This window comes from Prevotella sp. P3-92 (genome assembly GCF_002251205.1).
Lineage (GTDB): Bacteria > Bacteroidota > Bacteroidia > Bacteroidales > Bacteroidaceae > Prevotella.
In genome coordinates this window covers 41123-63763 of the sequence record NZ_NPJE01000031.1, presented here as the reverse complement: position 1 = coordinate 63763, position 22641 = coordinate 41123, and the positions used below count along the sequence as shown (strand labels likewise).

Sequence of the window (22641 nt, the reverse complement as noted above, 5' to 3'; positions counted from 1 at the left end):
ATCGGAGCAGCCATCATTGTCCTGATTTTCTTTCTACCACATAGGTCAAATGTTTCGTCATTTCATGTCTCGTCTGTATTTTCAATGAGCCAAATCACGTTTGTTATCAATATGACGCATCAAACGATAAAAAGTTTAACCAAAATTCAAAAAAAACGAAGAATCGACTACATTTTGAGCATTTTTAACTAACTTTGCACGCAAAAGCAGCAACAACATGAACACCATCAACGAATTTTTCTCCGTAACGAGCTCCCTGTTGTGGGGCTGGCCCATGATTATCCTGCTCTTGGGAACCCATCTTTTTCTTACTATCCGATTGCATTTTCCACAGAGACATATACTCAAAGCCATTCGGCTATCTGTACAACGTGATCCCGATGCAACCGGTGACGTTTCGCAATTCTCATCATTGGCAACCGCTCTAGCTGCTACTATCGGCACCGGAAACATCATCGGTGTAGCCACCGCCATTGCCTTAGGCGGTCCTGGTGCAGTATTGTGGTGTTGGCTGACTGGTGTATTTGGCATTGCCACCAAATATGCAGAGGGCCTACTGGCTATCAAATATCGCGAGAAGAAACCTGATGGCAAAGTGATTGGAGGACCTATGTTTGCGCTGGAGAAAGGATTGGGATGGCGTTGGGCAGCAATTCTCTTTGCCATTTTCACTGCCCTCGCCTCGTTTGGCATCGGCAATACGGTGCAAGCCAATGCCATTGCCACACTCGCCTACGAAACCTATGACATCTCACCCTATATCACAGGAACAGTCATCTGCCTACTCACTGGTGCTGTTATTTTAGGTGGTGTGAAGAGTATTGCACGTGTCTGCGCAACCCTGGTACCCCTCATGGCACTCTTTTACATTTTAGGTTGTATCTATATAATAGGAGTAAACATCGATTATGCATGGCCTGCCATCAAGCTCATCGTCACCTCGGCTTTCAGTCCGCAGGCAGCAGGAGGAGGTTTTGTAGGTACTACAGTGATGATGGCAGCACGTTATGGCATAGCACGCGGTCTTTTCAGCAACGAATCAGGACTCGGTTCTGCTCCCATCGTAGCTGCTGCCGCACAGACACGCAACCCAGTACGCCAAGCCTTGGTGTCCAGCACTGGTACATTTTGGGACACGGTAGTCATCTGTGCCATGACGGGAATTGTTATTGTAAGCAGTGTATTGGCATACCCCGACATTACTTTCGACAATGGTGCGGTACTGACCAAGATGGCATTTTCTAAAATTCCCATCATTGGTACACCTTTACTGACTTTCGGTCTGTTGACCTTTGCATTTTCCACCATCTTAGGTTGGTGCTATTATGGTGAACGCGCAGTAGAATATCTGAAAGGTCGTCGATGGATGCTTGTCTATCGGATGATTTTTATCGTTGCTGTATTTATAGGCAGCGTGATGCAGTTGGGTGTGGTATGGAACATGGCCGATTGTATGAATGCACTCATGGCAATTCCCAACCTGCTATCGCTCTTGGCGCTGAACGGCATCATCGTACACGAAACACGCAAATATCTGTGGCGCGACCATTTGGACAGAAGCGATCTGTAAGTCCGACAGGATGTGACACACCATCCCTTCGTGACGGAAAGAAAAACTATAATTTTGTTTCTGTTATTACAGCCTACTTGATGGGCAATACCAGCACCACACGAGTTCCCTGACGTGCATAGAGTTCGTCGATAAAAAGCACACCTCCAATTTTTTGTGCCAACCGCTGGCAAATGCTCAAATCAAGTTCAGCCTCATCGCGCATATCGTCGGGCTGTTCAAACCAACTAAACAGGCGACTCAGACGATCTTTGGGAATTCCTGCACCAGTATCACTGACATCGAGTGTCAGCATGCCCTCATTCTCTGTAGTGTTACACCCCACGACCACTTCCCCTTTTTCGGTAAAGCGACAGGCATTCTGAATCAACTTATTGAGGATAATCTCTATGACATGGCGATCACTTTCTATAAAGAACTCATCGCTCATGGTACGATGAAAATTCAACTTGACAGCCTGTCGATGATAAATGTTGGAGATATTGATTTCCAGACAACGTCGACAAAGTTCGTTAGGACTGAACTGTTCCCGTCTCACGTGTGCCACCTCATCGGAAGGATTAGTGAAGAGCATAAGTTCATTCAACAATGTATCGATGAAATAAGCATAGCCATTCAACTGTTCTGCCATATTGTGTTTTTCATTCTTGGAAAGGTATAAATCATCCTTTGAAAGCATCTTAGCCATGCGAGAAACTTGCCGAAGGGGAAGTTCTGACTCTTGAATAACATTCTTCAGAAAGATGCGATGCATCATTATATCACGTTCCAACACACGCATTCTTTTCCGCATCTGCCAAGCCCAACAGAAAGCCACCAGACAGCCCATAGCCAAGATAAGTATCAATACCATTTCCATCATGTCAACCATTTTTCGGACACAAATATATTAAAAATTTCCGTCATCTACAAATAATGCGGTTACTTTTTTTCTGGTACAGCGATACAAGGGATAATTTTCTTGACATACAACATGTTGCCGTCCACACAGAATACCACTTCATAGCCGTCGAAAGGCATCACATACTGCCGGTCGGGATCATCATGATAATGAGGACGAGGATCAAGCGCAAGTGCATCGGTCAGTGTCTGCACGATCTGTGGTGAGAGGGTCTTCGTCAGTTCGTCAGATATAACCACCTCCAACCGCTGCCACTGTTTGCGATCGGTAAAACCGCCCCGTGCACCAGGATGACTATCCACATAAGCCAAATAAGGTTTGATATCGTAGATAGGTGTGCCATCCATGAGGTCAGCCCCTGCCACTTCCACTACTCCATCTTCGGGACGCACCGCCACAATACGCACCGATGAGAGTCCGAGATTATTGGGTCGGAATGGCGAACGCGTTGCCCAAACCCCGACGCGCTCGTTTCCTCCCAACAATGGTGGTCGCACGGTAGGATGCTTACGTGCATCGACATTTTCAGAGAATCCCCATATCAGCCAGAGGAAATCATACTCTTCCAATCCCCGCAGTGCCTCTGGTGTGGCATAATCGCGAGTGAGTTCTATGCGTCCATGCAACGTTTCTACGATACCACTCTGTCGTGGCAATCCGAATTTCGAGGTGAATGGTGATCGAAAATAAGCAATTGGTTGTATATCCATAAGTATTCTATTTTGCGTTTAGCGATGTTCAGATCATACTATTCTTCAACACTCCTTTCGATTTATCGTCGAGTAGAATCAGTTACTTTTGCAGCTTCATCGCCAACTTTCAGGATGCAGGTCTTGGCAGAAACTGCGAAGGAAAGCAGTGCACCAGTTGCTGTAGTCCGATGGAGTATTCTGCCTAATAGGTCATATACACACACCTTGGTACCCTTCTCCACCTGGTCAACCTGTAGTGTTCCTGCAGCAAACGACCAGTGCCATGTTTTGGTATCAGGTTGCGTGATGGCAGTAGGTTCACCTATTACAGCGGTAATCTCCACCTTGTCGCAATCGGGTAGCGCCATAGTAAGGGTAGCTCCCGACTGCTGTATAGTAGTAGTGGCAATACCTTGATGCTGTACGATATTCCATGCTTTCACCTCCCGTCCGTCGGAGAGCACCCCATTGATCTGCATGGATCTATTCTTGAAGAATTTTCCGTCAAAGCATGCTTCTGTCAAGCGCACGCCATTGAATGTGATCGTCATGGCGTTTCTGTCGCTTTCAGCCATCGTGGCATTGATGGTGAGTGGAACAGGATTTCCCACTTTATAGAAGTCGGAAATCTGCTGATAGAAACTCGGAATACGTTCGTTAAGCCATTTATGTGCTGTATTCAATTCGTTGGTATAATTAGGCCACCACTCGTTGACAAGCTTGCGATGGTGAAGATATTCCGTTTTGATCTGATTATACATATCATCCCATAGCAGCCGTATATTCTTTTCCGACAAGAAGTCACCCAGATAGATGGCAGCACGGTCTATGAATTCCCGTTGAAAATCGGCATCTTCCATTAATCGGCGAAACAATCTTGTAGCCTCAGATGTATTTGCCCATGCGTGGTCTTTGTCATAATTGGGGTTGTAGAACCATTCAAAGGTTTTATAGGTAGCTGCCGAACTATAAAGCCCAAGTCCGAAGTCCGTATCTTTAGCCACCCATCGCCATCTGCCAGTTTCTGTGCGTGGTCTCCACCATACGATGTTATTGCCGGGAAAGTCCTGATTATTGTAGAAAAGATTCATGATCATCAGGTTGATATACTCCTTGCAATCCATCCATGTTTCATATTCTGCCAGGGTATGTCCATGTTCTTGATAGAACGCCTTGAAGCGGTTGAAATGTTCCCAATCGCCTACTTTCAGTTCCCATCCGTTTTCTATCATATCAATATCCTCCAATCCCTCATAGTTGGTATAGATATTATCTTCGTTGCTTCGTTCACGGATGTTGAGCATACCGTTGTACTTTCCGTTGATATAGACAATGGCAGGACGCCATGCCTGCCAATCAAGATCGACATAGGCAGCCATAGACCGTTGGATGACAGCATCGCGCATGTAGAGATAGTCGAAGTCGTTGCCGGCATTGCGCAGTGCGAGTGACTTATAATCGGTGATACCCGGTCGCTGGTCAGGGAAAAATTCATATTGAAGGCGCTTCGTACCAAATCGCTTGTTGGCATAAATAGCCATCGACTTCATCATATTATCACGTGAAGCACCTCCCATGACACGTGTTTCGCAGAGTTGGTTGAGCTGACTTTTACTACCAGCGGCAGTAAAAAGTTCCAAGTTGATGGGTCGTCGCCAGTTGTATTTATAGTTTTCCTGACTGCTGTTATAGTTGCCTTTCACCAGTATTCCTTGTTTGTTATCATAGAAATACACATTCTTAGTAACGATGGAAATAACGGGAAGCGTCATCTGTCGTCCGTGGAAGATATACGACTGGGTGACTGACCGAGGTGACAGATACCCCGTACAGAATGGTTTTGCGCGCACCACCTGTGAGGCGCTGATGGTGATTGGAGCGGTATATTGCAAACTTGATGCTATTGGTTCGCTACCATCTGTAGTATATCGGATGACAGTTTCTGCAGGCGCTCCGTCAGGAAGTGACAGGGTGAGTTTGAGAGTCTGCGCATTTTCCAAGACCCGTCCAGGTTCGCTGAATACCACATCGCCCAAGAGATCCTTGCAGGTAGATCCGCAGTTGGTGCCGCCTGGTGTTGGTATAGCCATATATCCCCATGTGTCGCTACCGTCTGTCTTGCGTCCATAGGCAATATTAGGCGCAGGCTGTTTTTTCATTTTGGTCAGTTTATCGACCACTTTATTGTTTTTGAACAGATAGATTTCGCCGTTCTTTCCCGACTCAAGGCGGAAATCAGTATGCATACCCGATGCCGCCTTATCGCAATAGATGAGTACGCGATATCCTTTGTTGATAAGTGATGCCGGCAAAGCCCATGCCTTTTGAGCATCAGTGGTAAGTCCGATACTGTAGTTAGAAAGCTGTTCGCTACTTTCGCCATTGTTGTATAATTCCACCCACGAATCAGGAAATTCGTTCATGTCGTCCATGATACAGTCGATATTAGACTGCATGACTTCATTGATGACCAGTTGTGCGTGCATCGGTGCCGCCATGGTCATGGCTGCAAGTGCCACCCATATTGTTTTCATAGCATGTACCTATAATTGATAATAAAGCGTTATCGTATATACCAAAGAGGGATTGTAGTTATAAAAAATACCGGGGAATGAAACATTGTTGATGTTCATCCCCGGCTCATGAATAGTTATTTCTCGATATGTTGCAGTTCCTTATCGCCAGGACGGAACAGGAGTCCTGTACATTTGGTAGCATCGGCCTTATAGGCTTTCAGCTCGACCTTGTCCCATTTGATATCGCCTGTGTTTTGTGCGACAGGTACATGGGGAATGAGTGATCCATCCTTGACGAGGATGACGCAGGGAATCTCAGCAGTTGGGATAGTCTGATAGCCCCCCTCATAGACTTTTCCTGTCTGATAATCAATCCACTTTCCACGGGGCAGATATACGGTGCGGCTTTTTCCTGTTTCGAGCATTGGAGCAACAAGAATCTGCGAACCAAACATATACTCGTCTTCCACAAACCATGCACCTGGATCATCGGGGAATTCCACGAGCAGTGCACGTACCATAGGCAGTCCGCGCTCAGAGCAATCCTTTGCCTGTGCATAGACATAAGGCATGAGTTTGTATTTCATTTCTGCCGACTGGCGGAATGCTTTGGTAAAGCTTTCGCTGATGAGCCAAGGTTCGGTAGGAGGTGCTCCATGGGCACGGGTATGGCTTGAAAGGAATCCGAATGGCAGCCAACGACGGTAGAGATCGTCGGGACTCTTGGTGACAAAGCCACCCATGTCATGGCTCCAGAAGGAGAATCCGCTGAGTCCGAATGACAAACCGCCACGGAGATCGCCAAACATACCTACGCTACCAATCTCGTTGGTAGCAGCATCGCCACCCCAATGGAGCGGATAGCGCTGGCTTCCAGCCCATGCGCTGCGAGCCCAGATGACACCTTCATGGTCGGGAGTATTGTCGCGCACAGCCTGCCAGAGTGCTTTGTTGTAGCGCAGGGGATAGAGGTTGTGCTCATAGAATCCTGTTTTGCCGCTGGCATAGATGCCATCGTATGGTGCAGCCTCACCGAAGTCACACTTGATAGCGCTAACTCCTTGTTTGATGAGGTTAGCGATTTTGCCTTGATACCATGCTATGGTCTTGGGATTGCTGAGGTCGAGCACCGCATCTTCATAGCTCAATGTTCCGTTGCCGTTGTGTACAGCCATGCCGCCATCAACGAGTTCACGGAAGTAGCGGTTCTTCGGTGTGAAGTAGGGCAATTGCCAGAGACAGGTATGGAAACCGTCTTTCTTCATCGACTTGAGCATGGCTACTGGATCTTTGAAACGATCTTTGGCAAACTCATAGTCGCACTGCCAATCTACGCCAAACCATCCTGTATCGAAATGGATAACATCTGATGGTATCTTGTTGGCACGGAGTTTACGGGCAATATCGAGTCCTTCCTCCTGAGAGAAATAGGTGATGCGGCTCATCCATGTGCCGAAAGTCCAGAGGGGAAGCATAGGTGACTTACCAGTGACGTCGGTATAAGCATTGAGCACGTCTTTCGGTTCACCGAAGAAGATGAAGAAGTCCATCGTTTCGTCGCCCATAAAGAGGCGCTGTGCACCGATGTAAGAGGCACCGAAATCAGCTGTTGTAGGTGCCGAGGTGTGCATGAAGATACCATATCCCCGATTAGAGAAATAGAAAGGCACGGGTTTATACATGCCATCGGTCTCTGGTCCTTGTGGATCGACTACCGAGATTTGCACTTTCTGTCCTACTTTGTTGAGCGATGTAAAACTTTCGCCGCAACCGTAGATGCGCTCGTTGGGTGAGAGCATCAGTACGGGATTGATGCTGCGCGAATTGTCTGAACCGCGTTTGATAAAGTTGAAGGGCAGGAGTTTCACCTGTGTACTGTCGTTATCGATGATGTGACGGGTCTGTGTGAGCAGTTTGCCCTGTCCGTCGCGCAGCACGATACGGAACGGATACTTCTGTATTTCGAGTGAACCGTTATTGTTTTTATAGACAATAGCTTGGTCGGTAGCTTTCACGTTCCAGCGTCCACGACCGTTTTTAGCCTGTTCACCAGTTTGCTGTGCAATAAACTCCGGTGAGAACATGGGGTCGTTGGCATCATCCATCTTCGGTTCGATGGGTGAAGTGAAGATGGTGACACGAAGCGTGCGGTTGTCTATTTTCTGCACTTTGATGCGCAGGTTGGGGTCGTTGTCATACTGTGTGTCGGGGAAATCGAGCATCTTCATGCGCACAGGCCAATAGCCATTGAGGTTGAAAGCCTGTCGCGGTACGAGACGGTAGCGTTTCCAGTTGAGCAGTCCTTCACCCTTGTTGAGGTCGAAGCCAGCCAGACTGTCAGCCAGGAAATAGGTATTGGAAAAGTCAGAGAACTCGCCCGACATATCTTTTGCCTGGCATTGCAGATACTGTACACCTGCCGATGTCTGTATCTGTGCAACGGCTGCCATGGGCAGGAGCGCTGCTGATAATAAGATTTTCTTCATCATAATTTGATAGTTGCTGTTGGTAGTCCGTATGATTTTGCTTTCAGCGTGCCATGTCCGTCGAGTACGACGAAGCATCTGCCGAAGAATGCTTTGCGCTTATTGTCCTTGAAGCGTTCGAGTGATGTCTGGTTTCCGTTATCCACACCGATGATGGTGGCATCGGTATCGAAAAACACTTGGTTCTCTGCCCAAGGGCATCGGTTGCCGTTCTCATCAACCACTTCCACCTTGACGAAGGTGGTGTTTTTACCTTGATAATCGATGCTGAGTTGCAAATGATGGGGCTGTCCGGCAGTATGGATAGTCTGCTGGCGCACCTCTTTACCGTCTTTGCGTGCCACGACCTTCACTTCTCCGGGTTCAAAGGTTACGCGCCACATCACATGATACTGGTGGCTATCTGCCTTGCGGCGCACGCCCTGACTCTTGCCGTTGATGTAGAGTTCCACTTCGTCGGCTTGATTATAGTAGCACCACATATCGATTTGTTCGCCATCGAGCCAGTTCCAATGGGGGAAGAGATGCAGAACGGGGCGATTGGTCCATTCGCTCTGATACATATAATAGACATCTTTAGGCTGACCAGCCAAGTCGATGATGCCGAAATAACTGCTGCGAGCAGGATAAGAATAAGGTGTGGGTTCGCCGATATAGTCGAAACCGGTCCATATAAACTGTCCACCGACATAGGGAGTATGCTTCACCACATCCCATGTTTCCTCGTGAGTACTGCTCCATGAGGCATGCATGTTATCGTAAGACGAGCATTTGAACGAAGGATCGGTATAGGGCAACCACCATTCCTTAGGTGCTTTGATGACAGAGTCGCTGGGCATAGTGTAAAAACCCGTTGTCTGCAGGGCTGAAACGCTTTCGGTCATGATAAACGGACGACCGGGGAAATTCTTGGGTACATCCTTAATCCACTGATGATGATAGTTGAAGCCTACAATATCGAGCGCCTTACCCTTGAACAAGTGGTTGTCGGGTGATGGTTCGTTACATCCTGCGGTGATGGGACGTGTCGTGTCGTAGCGGCGCACAATGTCAGCCAAATGGTCTGCCAACAATGTATTGACGCTGGTTTCGCCATCCTTGGCAAGGGTCGAAGCATCGTGTCCGGCATTGAGTATGAGGTTGGCTTGCTCAAGAGTCAACGTATCAGCATCGGCAGACGACCATTGTTCGAGCACCTCATTGCCGATGCTCCACATCAGTATGGAGGGATGATTGCGGTCACGCAGTATCAAGTCGGCAAGGTCGCGCTCATGCCATTCGTCGAAGAAGCGTGCATAGTCGTTTTGAGTCTTACGGCGGCGCCACATATCAAACGACTCGTCCATGACAATAAGTCCCATGGTGTCGCACATATTGAGTAGTTCGGGAGCAGGCGGATTGTGTGATGAACGAATGGCATTCACACCCATTTCCTTCAGTCGCACGAGTTTGCGGTGCATGGCATCTTCGTTGACCACAGCACCCAAACAACCGAAATCGTGGTGTTCGCAAACCCCGTTGAGCTTCATGTTCTTGCCATTGAGCCAGAAACCTGTCTTGGCATCGAAGCGGAACGAGCGGAATCCGGTGTTGGTCCACACCTCATCGACCACTTTTCCACCTACCAGCACTTGCGTGCGTACCTTATAGATATAGGGGTCATCAACCGACCACAGATGGGGACGGCGCACTTTCAAACCAACTGCTCGTCCTTGGGCATCAAACACTTGGTTGCGCACCTTATAGGCTTTGCCCTGACTTTCCACATCGGCAGTCACGGAGACACGTCCGTCGGGATTGGCAACCACATGCACCCCCCAGTGTTTCACATGCACATCGGCGGTTTTGGTAAACCACACATGGCGGTAGATACCGCATCCGCTATACCATCTGGAATTAGGCTGATCGCTATTATCCACACGCACAGCCACCACGTTGCGACCGGCTATAAGATAAGGTGTGATGTCGTATTCAAACGAGCTATAACCGTAAGGGCGGTAGCCCACTTCCTTACCGTTGATATAGACACGGGCATTCATATACACTCCGTCGAACTCAATGAAGTAGCGTTCTCCTGGGTTTTTCTGCAGATTGAAAGTCTTGCGATACCATCCAATGCCGCCAGGAAGTGCTCCCCCACCCGCTCCTGATGGGTTAGAACAGAGGAAATCACCCTCCACAGCCCAATCGTGTGGTAGGTTTAGTGCACGCCAATGCGTATCATGATAATCGGTTTTTGACATTTGTGCCGAGTCTGCCAGCACAAATCGCCATCCGTTGTCAAAGTTCTGGCGGTCGCGTGCCTGTGCGGTCAACATACAGCCAATGGCACATGCCAGAATAAAGAATCTATACATAAGAAATTAGTATTGGTAAATCGTTGGGCAAAGTTAGCGATTTTCAGCAAGAAGACAAAGGCTTTCTGTCTTTTTTTTACCTCCACCCAACGGCAACTGCTATGATTTTTCCAGCAAATTTATGAAGATGGATGGAAATGAGAACTTTCATTACCAGAAAACAACTTCTGTTTATCGTCGTATTAAGCATCATTTTAATTTGAATCTGCGCTTAACCATACGGGGCTGTTGAATGATATTGAGACGAATCAAGGATGTAGCGCACCAAAGGAGAAATCTAACAAAAACAGATCAATGAGCATCGGCGAACTTCCTTTATATTATGTACGCGTATATGCGCACGCACACGCGACGTCATAAAATTCGACCACTCGACCACCAGAATCAGATAAGTGACTACAGCACAACACCATAACGGGTGGTCGAACCTTCTGTTTTTTAGATTTTCGACCACCATTCGACCACCCCTGCAACGCCCTGAGGATACAAAACATAAACAATTAACTAACGCCATGAAAGGACAAAAGTAAAGCGTGATCCTATTTCCCTTATAAAAAGCTATCGTTTATCAACGTTTTTCCAAACCTTGATAATCTTTTTATCCAACGTTGGATAATACCCTTATCAAATATTGGATAATACTTTTATCAAATATTGGATAACATCTTTATCAAACGTTGGATAACATCTTTATCAATCGTTGAAAAGATCTTTTTCAAACGTTAGACAATACTTTTGCCAAACATGGGGTAATACTTTTGCAAAACATGGGGTAATACTTTTGCCAAACATGGGGTAATACTTTTGCAAAACATGGGAAATGCCTTGGCAAAATAACGGGCAATATCTTGTACATGGTAAATGGAACATTTAGGCAACTTGTATATAGAAGAAGGGCGATGTCAGTACGATGGTTATGCAGGTGGTCAATGGGTAGTCATTGGGTATTATATAAGACAAGAGGGGTGTGCCGTATGGCACACCCCTCCTATTGCAATATCTTTAAAATCAGAGTTTCACGCTAACAGCCTTACCGCTGTACTGCACCATTTTACCCTCAGGATTGTCGAGGTTGAGGTCGCGGGGCTGGTCTTTCTTCACGAGTACTACATTGAAACGACGGTTTTTCAGCATACCCTTGAAAGCACCATTGCGCTTGCCGAAGCTGACAGTTTTGTCGGCATCGTTATAGGTAATCTCGATGGTGGCATACTTACCCTTCTCGTAGTTGTAGTTGGTTCCCTCGTCTTCGTAGAGTTGGAACGATCCGTCCTGACCCTCATAGACATAGAGATTGATGAGTTCGGCAGGTTTCTCGTCGCACCACTCCATGGCAGGACCAAATGGAATGATGGCACCTTCACGTACGAAAACAGGAATCTTCTCGTAGGGTGCATCAACTACCAAATGCTGACCACCATCATAGTGTTCGCCAGTATAGAAATCATACCAACCACACTGTTTGGGGAAATATACGCTACGGTTGCGAGCCTTGTAGTAGCCAACAGGACAAGCCATGAGCGCAGGACCAAACATCCACTGGTTGCCGATATTCTCCACTTCCTTATCGCCATTGAAATCCATAACGAGTGCACGCATCAGCGTATAGTCTTTGAAGTGAGCCCATGCAGCCATGCTGTACATATAAGGCATCAAGCGATAGCGCAACTGGTCGTAATAAACAAACGACTTATAGGCAGGATGATTGTCGGGAGCGATGTTCCAGATTTCGCGAGTAGGCCACTGACCATGCGAACGGAACAAGGGGATGAAGGCTCCAAACTGATTCCAGCGAGCCTGGAGTTCACGCCATTCCTTCAAATCTTCGTTCTCTTCACCTGTTTCGTTGAAGAGTTTCTGAGCCGCAACATAGCGGTTTTCTACACAGAAGCCACCTTGGTCCATTCCCCAGAAAGGCACACCCGACATAGAATAGTTGAGTCCGGCTGTCATCTGAGCGCGCATATCCTCCCAACGGGTGCCGATATCACCACTCCAAGTGGCTGTAGAATAGCGCTGTTCACCAGCGAAACCGCTACGGGTGAGCAGGAACACACGAGGTTCGTTGGCTTTACCCTTCCATACCGAACGCTGTCCGTTGTAGATAGCATCGGCATTGACGGTAGAATAGGCATTGAAATATTCGGTAGAAGTGCCGAGGGCAGTAGGTCCGCAAAGTGCTTTGCGATACCACATCGGAGTGCAGTCGCGCACATTAGGCTCTGAGGCATCCATCCACCAAGCATCGACGCCAGGCACACCATTCTTATTAAACTTGCTATAGAGATGGTCGTCCATCTGTTTCCAGAACAGTTTGCGAGCTCCTTCATCATAGGCATCATACATCGAACCACGGAAGCCAAGCCAGTCGTGGATATCGTCCTTGACAGCCTGACGATACATCCATCCCTTCTCGTCGAGTTCCTTATAGTGTTCGGTGGTGTCGTAGAACTTAGGCCATACACTAATCATGAAGCGTCCGTGCATAGCGTGAACAGAGTCGAGCATAGCCTGTGGGTTGGGATAACGGCTTGCTTCAAAGTCGTGAGCACCCCAATCGGGCAGATTCCAGTAGTTCCAGTCCTGCACGATATTGTCGATAGGAATGTGGCGACGACGGAACTCTGCGAGGTTATCCTCGATATCCTGACTGCTCTGATAGCGTTCGCGGCTCTGCCAGAAGCCGAGCACCCATTTCGGATAGAGCGATGCTTTTCCTGTCAAAGTGCGATAGCCGCTGATGACATCATCGAAATTCTGACCTGCAATGAAGTAGTAATCCATATCGCGCGCCATCTCGCTCCAGATGCTGAGTTGCTCACGCTCTGTCTTATTGCGAGGTTGTGAGACACGCAGTCCGCAATAGGAATCGCCACCATCGGGTTGCCACTCAATGCGCAACTGTGCCTTCTTACCCTTGGTCAGTTCGGTGCTAAACTTATAGCTGTTGGGGTTCCATGCGGTACGCCAACGCTCAGGCACCACCTCCTTGCCATCGATATACACCTTGATATAACCGGCATAGTAGAGGATAAACTGATAGAGTTGCTTCTCATTCTTGCCAGCCTTGGCACAACGACCACAACATTCAGGCTCGATAAATCCTTCGTATGTCACAGTGGCACCTTGGAGATTGAAGCCCTTGGGGAGGTTCTTCAGGCCGCCATTATCGGTCTTGTTGGCAATTTCTGAAGTTGGAGGACAAGCATACTCATAATAGATGCTATCCTCATCGCGCACCACTTTCTTACCATTCTTATCGACGTAGGTACCAGTCAGATGACCTTCTTTACCGCGACGGTCGTAGAGTTTGAAGGCGCGGTTCAGCTGCAAATAGTCGTTGGGATTGCCAAAGCGGCAATAACTGTAGCTGTCCCACAGGATACCATAGTTCTTGTTGGAGAGTACGAAAGGAATAGAGACCTTGGTGTTATATTGGAACAGGTCTTCGTTTTTGCCTTTCATATTAAATTCCTCAGACTGATGCTGTCCCAATCCATAGAAGGCTTCATCGGAAGGACTGTCGAAAAGCATCTGCCAAGTCAGTCCGTGCTTCATCTCTTCGGTCACTCCACCGATGTTGCGTACACCGTATTCGCGCTCAGGGACTGTGAAGTTCTGGAATTTCTTGCCATCCTTAGCCTCTTTAAGCAGTTGTTTTCCTGTGGCATCAAAAAATACGATCGCACCCGTTGCCTTATTGACTACGGCAGTCACATTCTTCGCTTTGACTATTACAGACTGCTCGTCCTCACTTATCGTATAGTTATTTTTTGCGGGAGCTATCTGCGGTACAATCATCAGACTGGGTTTCTTGACAGGTAATGCACTCTCGGATGTGGCGCGCACACGGATGATGTTGTCGTTCATCACCTCAAGACAGATAACTTTGGCCTGACCACCATCGGGTTTGACCATTACCTTGTTGCCATTCTGCTGCACTTCTGCTGCAGCCATTGTCAATGCGGTCATTGAGAACGCACCGACCATGAGGGTTTTAATAATATTCATTTGATCATTTAGGGTTATTATATACTACTTTTTTCAATTATTTTATTTCATCGTCAGCATGGTCGTCGTCCATAATTTCAGCTTCTTCCACCATGCCTTTTGCTGGCAAGTCGATCACCATGATGGTTCCGCCACCAGGATTGTCCTTCACTTCGATGGTGCCACCATGTGCCACTATGATGTCTTTGACAAGAGCGAGTTCGAGTTCGTCAACACCTGCTGTATGGTCAAACATATGTGGTTTATACTCATCAGCCACTCCGATACCATTGTCAGCCACTTGAATCTGTACGTTACCATTGTCCTTTCGAATGAGCCCAACACTAATGTGGCAGTTCTTGGCGGCAAATTTCTGTGAATTGGTAAACAAGATGTTGAGCATGCGCTTGATCAGAACGACGTCAAACTCCATAAAGAGTTCGTCGATAAGCATGACATTGCTAATCTTTACACCCTTGTTGCCTTTCACATATTCAGCACATTGCTTCTTAATCACTGCTACAAGGTCGGCATATTCCGTATGCATCATAAGGTGGCGCACAGGTTCTTCAACAACAGCATCTCCTTTTGCTGGCTGTTCTGCTGCCATCGATGCTTTCATCTCTGCCATCCATTGACGCTTCTCCATCTCAAGGCGCAATGCGATGGCGGCTTGGCGTTTAGCCTGACGACGCATATAATTCTTGCGCCTCCACCAAATGCCAAAGGCGGCAACCAGCAACAGCATCATGATCATCCACCATGAACGCCAGAACGGAGGCTGTATAATAATGGTGAGTGTTGCCTCTTCACTACCAATGGTACCATCGTCGTTGAGCATGCGTACGCGCAGGGTATAAGATCCTGAAGGCAGACTCATATAAGTAATGTTGGGGTTGGCTTCTTCGGTTCTAATCCAGTCGTTGTTCACACCATCGAGGCGATAGAGGAAGCGCGAGCGGTGATGGATTTCGCCATTGGAACTTCCCAACTGAATGGTAAACTGGTCGTTGTATTTCAAGCGAACGGCACGACAGATGTTCAGTGCCTTACGTAATATGATGCGACCGTCAATCTTTTCACCAACCTTTACGTCCTGTTCAAAGAGTTTCAGGCCGCTGAATACGGGATATTCCTTATACTTCTCTTCGCGCATCAGCTTCGGATTGATGACATCAAGACCTTCCTGACCACCCACCAAGATAAGTCCATCGGCAGTCTTACAGATGGCACGCTGGTTGAACGGACCGTTCTGGAGACCGTCGTTGCTATTGAAAGTGCGGATGATAAAGTTCCATCGTCCGTCTTTTTGCTGCGGGATGACGTTTGATACGCCATGATCAGTCACCAACCATACCGTGTGGTTGTTGTCTTCCACCATGGCATTGACGGTAGAACCAATGAGTCCGGAACGCATATCAATCAGATAGACAGCATTGGTCTTCGTGTCCCAGATGGTTGCACCCGATGAAGAGCCCTGCCAGGCAAGTCCCCGACTGTCCTCCATAGTACATATTGAGGATTCGGTAATACCGATGCCCTCTTTATTGTCAATAATATTGCGATTGATAATCTTGCCAGAAACAGGATTCACAATCGAATAGAAATTGGAATGGGATACCATCAACCAGTTTTTCTTCGTCAAATTGACAGTCGAGATATAGTCTGATACCAAGATAGAGTTATGGCTGGTGATAGGTGTGCCAAAGCGTCCTGCACGGGTTAAGCGCTGAATACCGTTACCCAATGTGCCAATCCAGATATTGCCCTGACGGTCTTCACATATCGACCAGATATTGTTATTGGCCAATTCACCCGGTTTACCCGATGAGCGGAAATTAGTGATAGCACCACCACGGAAACGTATCAGTCCACCTTCATAGGTTCCAAACCATACGGTACCGTCACGTGAAACCAACGAACTGACCATGGTATTGGTGGCAATGCCACTGTTGTTGCGGTCGAAAACAACCTGTTCGCCAGTTTTACGATCCATGCGAATGATACCTGCATCATTGGTTCCCAGCCAGAAGAAGGATTTATCGGAAGTGATGGTGGTGATATTTCCCAGATCAAGATGGCGGAAATTGGAGAGTCCCTCCTTAAACATATTGACGCCATTCATATAGGTACCAATCCAAATACGACCCTGCTGGTCGCGATAAAGAATGCGGAGGGTGTTTTCGCTGATAGACGTACCGTCGTTTTTCTGAGTCAAGAACTGGCGCACCTCATGCGCTTGGCGGTCAACAAGAAAGAGTCCTGTATGGTCGGTAGCTATCCAAACGCGCTTTTTGCTATCCGAACAAATATCCCAAATGCTCAGCCCGTCAGGCAATTCCACGCCCCAGCGTTTCGCCAGTTCTTTATAAGAAAGAATCCAACGTCCTTTCGACTTCACAAAACAGCCTACCACGGTTATCATCCAGAGATTACCATCGGCATCGGTACGCAACTTACATTCCTGATTGTTGAAGAATCCTTTCTCACGAATATAAGCATCTTTCCAACTAATCCAGTTTTTCTCTCTGTTGAAACAGAACACCTCACCATTGTGTGAAGATACCAACAAGCTCTTGCCTATCTCTGCAAAACTCGATACACCAAAGTCGGAATTGAACTCTTGGCGGCCATAACCGAAATTAAACTGCTTGGCTTCTTTGGTATAAGGATTGTAATGCCAGAAACCAGTATCATAGGTTTTTACCCAAAAATGATGATGCTTGTCTATATAAAGGCGCTCGATACCACCCGCCACGCCGTGTTGCTGCAACCAACGCTCAGGATGTCTGTCACATGACTCGGTTACTGGGTCGAAGATGGTATAGTTCATACCCTGCTTCAACCATAGTTTTCCATCGTATGCCTCATAGATCTCATCCACATAATTGTTGCGTAGCGTTGTGGTATCTTTGGCATATGAGTAGAATGTCTTGATACGATATCCGTCGTATCGATTAAGGCCATAGGGAGTTCCTATCCATACAAATCCCTTGGAGTCGCGCTTCACACAAAGAATCTGTGAGTTGCTCAGTCCGTCACGGGTATCAAGTCGGCTAAACTTAATGTCATCAATAGCAGCACCGACTGTCAGCACAAAGCTGACCATCAGCGTCAGTAACATGATCATCCTTCTCATATTTACAGTCATTAGCATCAATGCCAGAGGCATTTATTTTAGGTTTTACGAGTTATATATAATATGGTGCAAATGTACTCTTTTTTATTGAAAAGACCAAACATAGTCAGCCTTTTTTGGTCCTCGACCTACTACTTACTGCGGTTTTTTAGCCGAGGTACCACGGATGACCAACTTTTGTGGCACAATTTTGTGATATACGCCTGTATCTCCTGCAATATTCTTGAGCAGCAATTGACAGGCTGTTGCACCCATTTGGTGAGCCTGATCGACGATGGCTGACATTTGCGGCGTGACGAATGCAGCATGCACGTCATCGGTAAAGCCGATGAGTGCCACATCGTCGGGTATGCGCAATCCTGCCTCACGAATGGCATTGAATGCGGCAAAGGTGATGATATCGTTGAAAGCCACTATGGCATCAGGTTTCTGCTCTTTAAGTAGAGTAACAGTATTGGAAAGTACGGCATCATAATCTATCGATCCGCATTTCACAAGTTCACGCTCGATGGGAATCTGATTTTCACGAAGTGCTTCAAGATAACCATGTTTACGACGCTGAACCATATCGAGGTGGTTAGGACCGCCGATAAAGGCTATGCGACGACTACCGGTATCTATCAAATGCTGAGTAGCCATCTGGGCGGCTTGGTCACCATTGGCTGTGACACACGAGAAGCGCTCTTTCAGACAAGTACGACCAAAGAATACCAGAGGAATGCCCATCTCTGCAATCTCCTCAAAGTGGCTGTAATCAGTAGTGGATTGTGACAAACAAGCTATAATGCCCTCCACATGGAGATTGATAAAGTTGTCGATGGCTTGTGTTTCAATATCAAATGATTCATGGCTATTGGCACTAATGACGCTATAGCCCGATCGTTTGGCCTCATCTTCTATGCCATCGAGTACCGCAGCATAATAGTGGGTCACCAAATTGGGCAGCACCACGCCAATAATCTTCGGAGCTTCTTTACGCAAACTCTGTGCAAAAGGGTTGGGGCGATAGTTGCGTAGTTTGGCTAAAGCCTTCACCTTTTCCTGCATTTCATGGCCTATTTCCGAAGAACTGCGCAGGGCACGACTGACTGTAGCAATACTCACATTGAGCTCTTTAGCCAGGTCCTTCAACGATGTTCTGTGTTGCTTTCTATTGTTCATTGCTGCAAAAATACAAAAAAACTCGCAATGGCGCAAACGTTTACGTGTGTTTTTTCATCCATTTTCTGTTTTTTATCATAAAATGTACATACCTTTGCATCAGCAAACAAGAAATAATTTTGTGCATAACAAAGAAAGAGTAATGAATAGTTGATAATAAGTTAGTTAGAAAACAGAAACTGGGATTGTCGCGAGACACGCCCAGTTTTTTTTGTATCAGCCATCACCTATCCGTCTATAACACATTGTTTTATAGTCTATTCAACGGCGTTGCATCTGTCCTTGGCGTTGCTCCCATGAGAGTATCAGCGCCACCACTTGCGAATAACTCTTCCGTCCGCCATCAACCCGATTGGTTCTCAGATAAAACTCATAGACCGCATTTTGCAAGTTGCCCAACCAGGTACTGTATTTCGAACGCCAATAGTTGCGGTCGGCAGATGCCATCTGCCTGATTTCCGGTCGTACATATTGCAGGAAATCTTCGGCTGCCTCATCACCAAGTACAGCATCTACACTACGCAACACATGAAAGAAGATGGCATAATAGCCACAAAAGCGCATCGTGCGGTCGGCAGATGATGTACAAACCTGATAGGCATAGAAATTGGCTTCACCCTCGTTGGTGATGCCAAGTAGATGAGCATACTCGTGGGCAAACGTGGATGGATACTCGTGGGCACGCAAATCGCCATTGAGCGTAAACTCGCAGAAGAAAGGACCCATACTGCCGGTCACTCCTACCTTGGAACTCAATGGAGTGAAAAGCATGGTCTTGGCTTGCGTATGAACATGGAAAGGGGCATGGACACCCATCTTCTGCTGGGCTAAACGCTTATAACCTGCCACCACCAAAGACGGCACTCGCAGAGTATCATAAATGGCTGTTTTACTATAAGTGGCATTCAAGCTATCGGCATAACGCCATGCAAAATGTCGCAGTTGATCATTGTTGGCTTCATAACGGGGTGTATGACTTCGATGATAAAAATCAGACTGGGCATAGTTTAATCCCCATGCCAGATAGAACCACACATAGACCCACAACAGATACTCACCCACCCCAGCAATGGCATAGCCCACAGTTTTATTCTTCCGACGAACAGCATAGAACGGAAATGCCACAATACCGATGATACTCAAGGCTATAAACAAGTCGCCTATGGCAAAGGGCACATATCCTGACAAGAATGTCAAAACGGTAGCAACACATGGATAAACCGCTTGGGCATAATAGTCACCCAACCCACCTATACCTTGTACGGCAACAACGATTACCAAGAATACTACGAGTATCTTTCTACGTCTATTCCACTTCATATTCTATCGCATCTTTCAGAAAGATGCAGCAAAGATACACTTTTCTCTTCAATCCACAAAGGATGTTTATCGCTTTTTCTTCTATACTTCAGCCATCGGGAATGATACTATCCTACCGACATAAAACACATCCCGAACGGATCCCGAAGGCATCCCGAAGGAAAACAGCACCAATAGTATCGTCCATAAACAGGAATAGCATTGTCGTTTGCAAGAGCCATAAAAATATCAAAAGGCAACACCCACCATCACGATGGACATTGCCTCAAACCTAAATTGATAATTATGATTTGTGTTTATGAAAGTCGGTATTGTGGTCGTGCATCTCTTCATTCGTCTATAGAAATGATTTTTGATTGCCGGTGCAAAGGTAGCAATTATGGCGCCACATCATTTTAACATAACGGAATATCGGCACCTCATGTTTTGGTGCAAATCTGCCATTAGATTTGGGTATAAAGAAAAAAGATAGTAACTTTGCAGATCAACCAACAATTCAACGGCTGACAATGAAAAAGACTATTCTACACTTGATGACAACAATGGCTTGGCTACTGATGCTTGCCACGCCACTAACGGCCATGGCTCAGGAACCAACTACGCCACAACTCACTCACGTACTGACATTACATGTAGCATGTTCACCAGCACAAACATTGGGAAATACTGCTATGGGCAAACGCATCGTCATACCGATTATAGGCGGACACTTCGAAGGAACACATCCCAACAGCGGCAGTTTCAAAGGAGATGTCTTGGCAGGCGGTGCAGACTATCAACTGGTAGATACCATACGCAACCGTACTCATCTTGAAGCCATCTACAACATCCGTACAGCAGATGGAGTGATGATTCATGTGCGTAACGAGGGAGTTCTGGCCAACCCTATCCTTCCCAACGGGAAAACGGGTTTCTACTTCAACACAACACCTGTGTTTGAGGCACCCACCGAGAGTTGTTATGCTTGGCTCAATGACGCAACCTTTGTTTGCACACCATTTTTCGAGCAGAACACTATCGGCTTGAAAGTTTGGAAAGTTAATTGACGGACCATAGAATTGTTGCTGACACAGACATCCTATACTACACAATGAAAAAAAAGAAAAACGATATCGAAATTCCAGAAGGCATCAACCGCATCATGCTACATGCCTGTTGTGCTCCATGTTCTTCAGCCATTGTAGAATGGATGATGGCACACGATGTGCGCCCAACTATCTTCTACTTCAATCCAAACATCTGGCCACATGAAGAATATGAAATCCGCAAAGAAGAAAGCAAGCGCCATGCCACTTCACTCGGCATCGAGTGGATAGATGGCGACTACAATCATGAAACATGGCTTGCGGCTATCAAAGGGCTGGAGGGCGAACCTGAACGGGGAGGCCGCTGTCTGCAATGTTTCCGTATGCGACTCATTGCCACTGCCATGGAGGCACAACGACGTGGTTTTACCACGATTGCCACCACCCTTGCCACATCACGTTGGAAGAGTCTTGACCAAATAGCAGCAGCAGGAAAAATGGCAGAAGAGGCTGTGCCAGGCATCCACTTCTGGGCGCAAAACTGGCGCAAAGGAGGACTGCAGGAGCGTCGCAACGAACTGTTAAAGCAATACCAGTTTTACAACCAGCAGTATTGTGGATGTGAATTCAGCATGAGAAAGGAACAGGAATAAACCATATTCTGTATGGTCCGAACATGGGCATCCATCACATTCAAAGATGCGGTGGTGTGCTGCAAATCCTACATTTACAGTCATATATTCTGTTTTTACAGCATCGCATGTGCACCTGCGCACATACGCACGCATGAGTATGCGTGCGCGTACATATTATGATTGTACAGAAACAAAAAAAGGTGTTCATTCGAACACCTTAAATTCATAGCCTTGCTCACGCAACCATTCTATACTTGCTGGCAATGCCGTTTTCAGTTTATCAATACTCTTGAGAGAATCGTGGAATGTGATGATGGAACCGTTGCGAGCATAGCGTTTCACATTAGCCAACACATCTTCTGCCGTCATCCACTTGGAATAGTCTCGCGTGACAAGATCCCACATCACTATGCGATACTTTCGACCTAAGATGGCATACTGTTCCCATCGCATCCAACCATGTGGCGGGCGCACCAAATCAGTATGAAGATAGGCATTAGCCTTTTCTACATTATAGCAATACTGATGGATGCTATGACGGAAACCACTAATATGGTTGTGTGTATGATTACCCACCCGATGACCTTCGTCGATGACACGCTGCAACAATTCGGGATACTTACGAGCATTGTCGCCCACCATAAAAAAGGTGGCTTTGATGCCATAATGTCTAAGCGTATCAAGAATAAATGGCGTGGCCTCGGGGATGGGACCGTCATCGAAGGTCAGATATACTGACCGTTCGTGACGGTTCATCCGCCAAGTGGCTCTGGGATATAGCCACCTTAGCCATATTGCCGGTTGTTCTATTATCACTTGCAGTTAATACTTTTCATATTATCACTATCC

13 protein-coding genes are annotated in these 22641 nt (G+C 46.9%); 3 read left to right on the top strand and 10 right to left on the bottom strand.

Going from position 1 to position 22641, the window contains the following annotated elements:
* Positions 1 to 217 precede the first annotated feature (217 nt).
* Complete coding sequence (locus CIK93_RS04755) at positions 218 to 1570, top strand: sodium:alanine symporter family protein (RefSeq protein ID WP_094389784.1); 1353 nt, start codon at positions 218 to 220, stop codon at positions 1568 to 1570.
* Positions 1571 to 1643: 73 nt separating this feature from the next.
* Here the strand turns inward: CIK93_RS04755 and CIK93_RS04750 are convergent, their stop codons facing one another.
* The 9 genes from CIK93_RS04750 to CIK93_RS04710 form a co-directional block, all read right to left on the bottom strand.
* On the bottom strand, positions 1644 to 2432 hold the full coding sequence (locus CIK93_RS04750; protein ID WP_158214956.1) for a sensor histidine kinase KdpD: 789 nt from the start codon (positions 2430 to 2432) through the stop codon (positions 1644 to 1646).
* A gap of 59 nt (positions 2433 to 2491) precedes the next feature.
* Positions 2492 to 3181 carry a tRNA (N6-threonylcarbamoyladenosine(37)-N6)-methyltransferase TrmO gene (gene tsaA, locus CIK93_RS04745; RefSeq protein ID WP_094446736.1) on the bottom strand — a complete coding sequence of 230 codons (690 nt, stop codon included), beginning with the start codon at positions 3179 to 3181 and terminating at the stop codon, positions 2492 to 2494.
* A 62-nt stretch (positions 3182 to 3243) separates the two neighbouring features.
* Positions 3244 to 5697, bottom strand: a complete 2454-nt coding sequence (locus CIK93_RS04740) for a CotH kinase family protein (protein ID WP_094446735.1) — start codon at positions 5695 to 5697, stop codon at positions 3244 to 3246.
* Between the two features lie 116 nt (positions 5698 to 5813).
* A complete protein-coding gene (locus CIK93_RS04735) occupies positions 5814 to 8165 on the bottom strand; it encodes a TIM-barrel domain-containing protein (RefSeq protein ID WP_094446759.1) in 2352 nt (783 codons plus the stop codon).
* Positions 8165 to 10522, bottom strand: a complete 2358-nt coding sequence (locus CIK93_RS04730) for a glycoside hydrolase family 2 TIM barrel-domain containing protein (protein ID WP_094446734.1) — start codon at positions 10520 to 10522, stop codon at positions 8165 to 8167. Before CIK93_RS04730 ends, CIK93_RS04735 begins: the two co-directional genes overlap by 1 nt.
* Before the next feature lie 1008 nt (positions 10523 to 11530).
* Entirely contained in the window at positions 11531 to 14533 is a 3003-nt protein-coding gene (locus tag CIK93_RS04725; RefSeq protein WP_094446733.1) for a TIM-barrel domain-containing protein, read from the bottom strand.
* Positions 14534 to 14570: 37 nt separating this feature from the next.
* A complete protein-coding gene (locus tag CIK93_RS04720) occupies positions 14571 to 17651 on the bottom strand; it encodes a two-component regulator propeller domain-containing protein (protein WP_158215473.1) in 3081 nt (1026 codons plus the stop codon).
* 135 nt (positions 17652 to 17786) lie between these two features.
* A complete protein-coding gene (locus CIK93_RS04715) occupies positions 17787 to 18812 on the bottom strand; it encodes a LacI family DNA-binding transcriptional regulator (RefSeq protein ID WP_094389777.1) in 1026 nt (341 codons plus the stop codon).
* Between the two features lie 261 nt (positions 18813 to 19073).
* On the bottom strand, positions 19074 to 20132 hold the full coding sequence (locus CIK93_RS04710) for a DUF3810 domain-containing protein (RefSeq protein WP_094446731.1): 1059 nt from the start codon (positions 20130 to 20132) through the stop codon (positions 19074 to 19076).
* Between the two features lie 509 nt (positions 20133 to 20641).
* Here CIK93_RS04710 and CIK93_RS04705 point away from each other — a divergent pair.
* On the top strand, positions 20642 to 21178 hold the full coding sequence (locus CIK93_RS04705) for a DUF3237 domain-containing protein (RefSeq protein WP_094446730.1): 537 nt from the start codon (positions 20642 to 20644) through the stop codon (positions 21176 to 21178).
* A gap of 44 nt (positions 21179 to 21222) precedes the next feature.
* Positions 21223 to 21810, top strand: a complete 588-nt coding sequence (locus CIK93_RS04700) for an epoxyqueuosine reductase QueH (RefSeq protein WP_094446729.1) — start codon at positions 21223 to 21225, stop codon at positions 21808 to 21810.
* Between the two features lie 186 nt (positions 21811 to 21996).
* On the opposite strand, the gene CIK93_RS04695 is transcribed toward CIK93_RS04700, so the two are convergent.
* On the bottom strand, positions 21997 to 22608 hold the full coding sequence (locus tag CIK93_RS04695; protein WP_094389773.1) for a polysaccharide deacetylase family protein: 612 nt from the start codon (positions 22606 to 22608) through the stop codon (positions 21997 to 21999).
* Positions 22609 to 22641: the final 33 nt, after the last annotated feature.

Excerpts from the sequence above, each read along its gene's own strand:
- CIK93_RS04755 (WP_094389784.1), top strand. The coding sequence starts at position 218 with ATGAACACCATCAACGAATTTTTCTCCGTAACGAGCTCCCTGTTGTGG.
- CIK93_RS04750 (WP_158214956.1), bottom strand. The coding sequence starts at position 2,432 with ATGATGGAAATGGTATTGATACTTATCTTGGCTATGGGCTGTCTGGTG.
- tsaA (WP_094446736.1), bottom strand. The coding sequence starts at position 3,181 with ATGGATATACAACCAATTGCTTATTTTCGATCACCATTCACCTCGAAA.
- CIK93_RS04740 (WP_094446735.1), bottom strand. The coding sequence starts at position 5,697 with ATGAAAACAATATGGGTGGCACTTGCAGCCATGACCATGGCGGCACCG.
- CIK93_RS04735 (WP_094446759.1), bottom strand. The coding sequence starts at position 8,165 with ATGAAGAAAATCTTATTATCAGCAGCGCTCCTGCCCATGGCAGCCGTT.
- CIK93_RS04730 (WP_094446734.1), bottom strand. The coding sequence starts at position 10,522 with ATGTATAGATTCTTTATTCTGGCATGTGCCATTGGCTGTATGTTGACC.
- CIK93_RS04725 (WP_094446733.1), bottom strand. The coding sequence starts at position 14,533 with ATGAATATTATTAAAACCCTCATGGTCGGTGCGTTCTCAATGACCGCA.
- CIK93_RS04720 (WP_158215473.1), bottom strand. The coding sequence starts at position 17,651 with ATGAGAAGGATGATCATGTTACTGACGCTGATGGTCAGCTTTGTGCTG.
- CIK93_RS04715 (WP_094389777.1), bottom strand. The coding sequence starts at position 18,812 with ATGAACAATAGAAAGCAACACAGAACATCGTTGAAGGACCTGGCTAAA.
- CIK93_RS04710 (WP_094446731.1), bottom strand. The coding sequence starts at position 20,132 with ATGAAGTGGAATAGACGTAGAAAGATACTCGTAGTATTCTTGGTAATC.
- CIK93_RS04705 (WP_094446730.1), top strand. The coding sequence starts at position 20,642 with ATGAAAAAGACTATTCTACACTTGATGACAACAATGGCTTGGCTACTG.
- CIK93_RS04700 (WP_094446729.1), top strand. The coding sequence starts at position 21,223 with ATGAAAAAAAAGAAAAACGATATCGAAATTCCAGAAGGCATCAACCGC.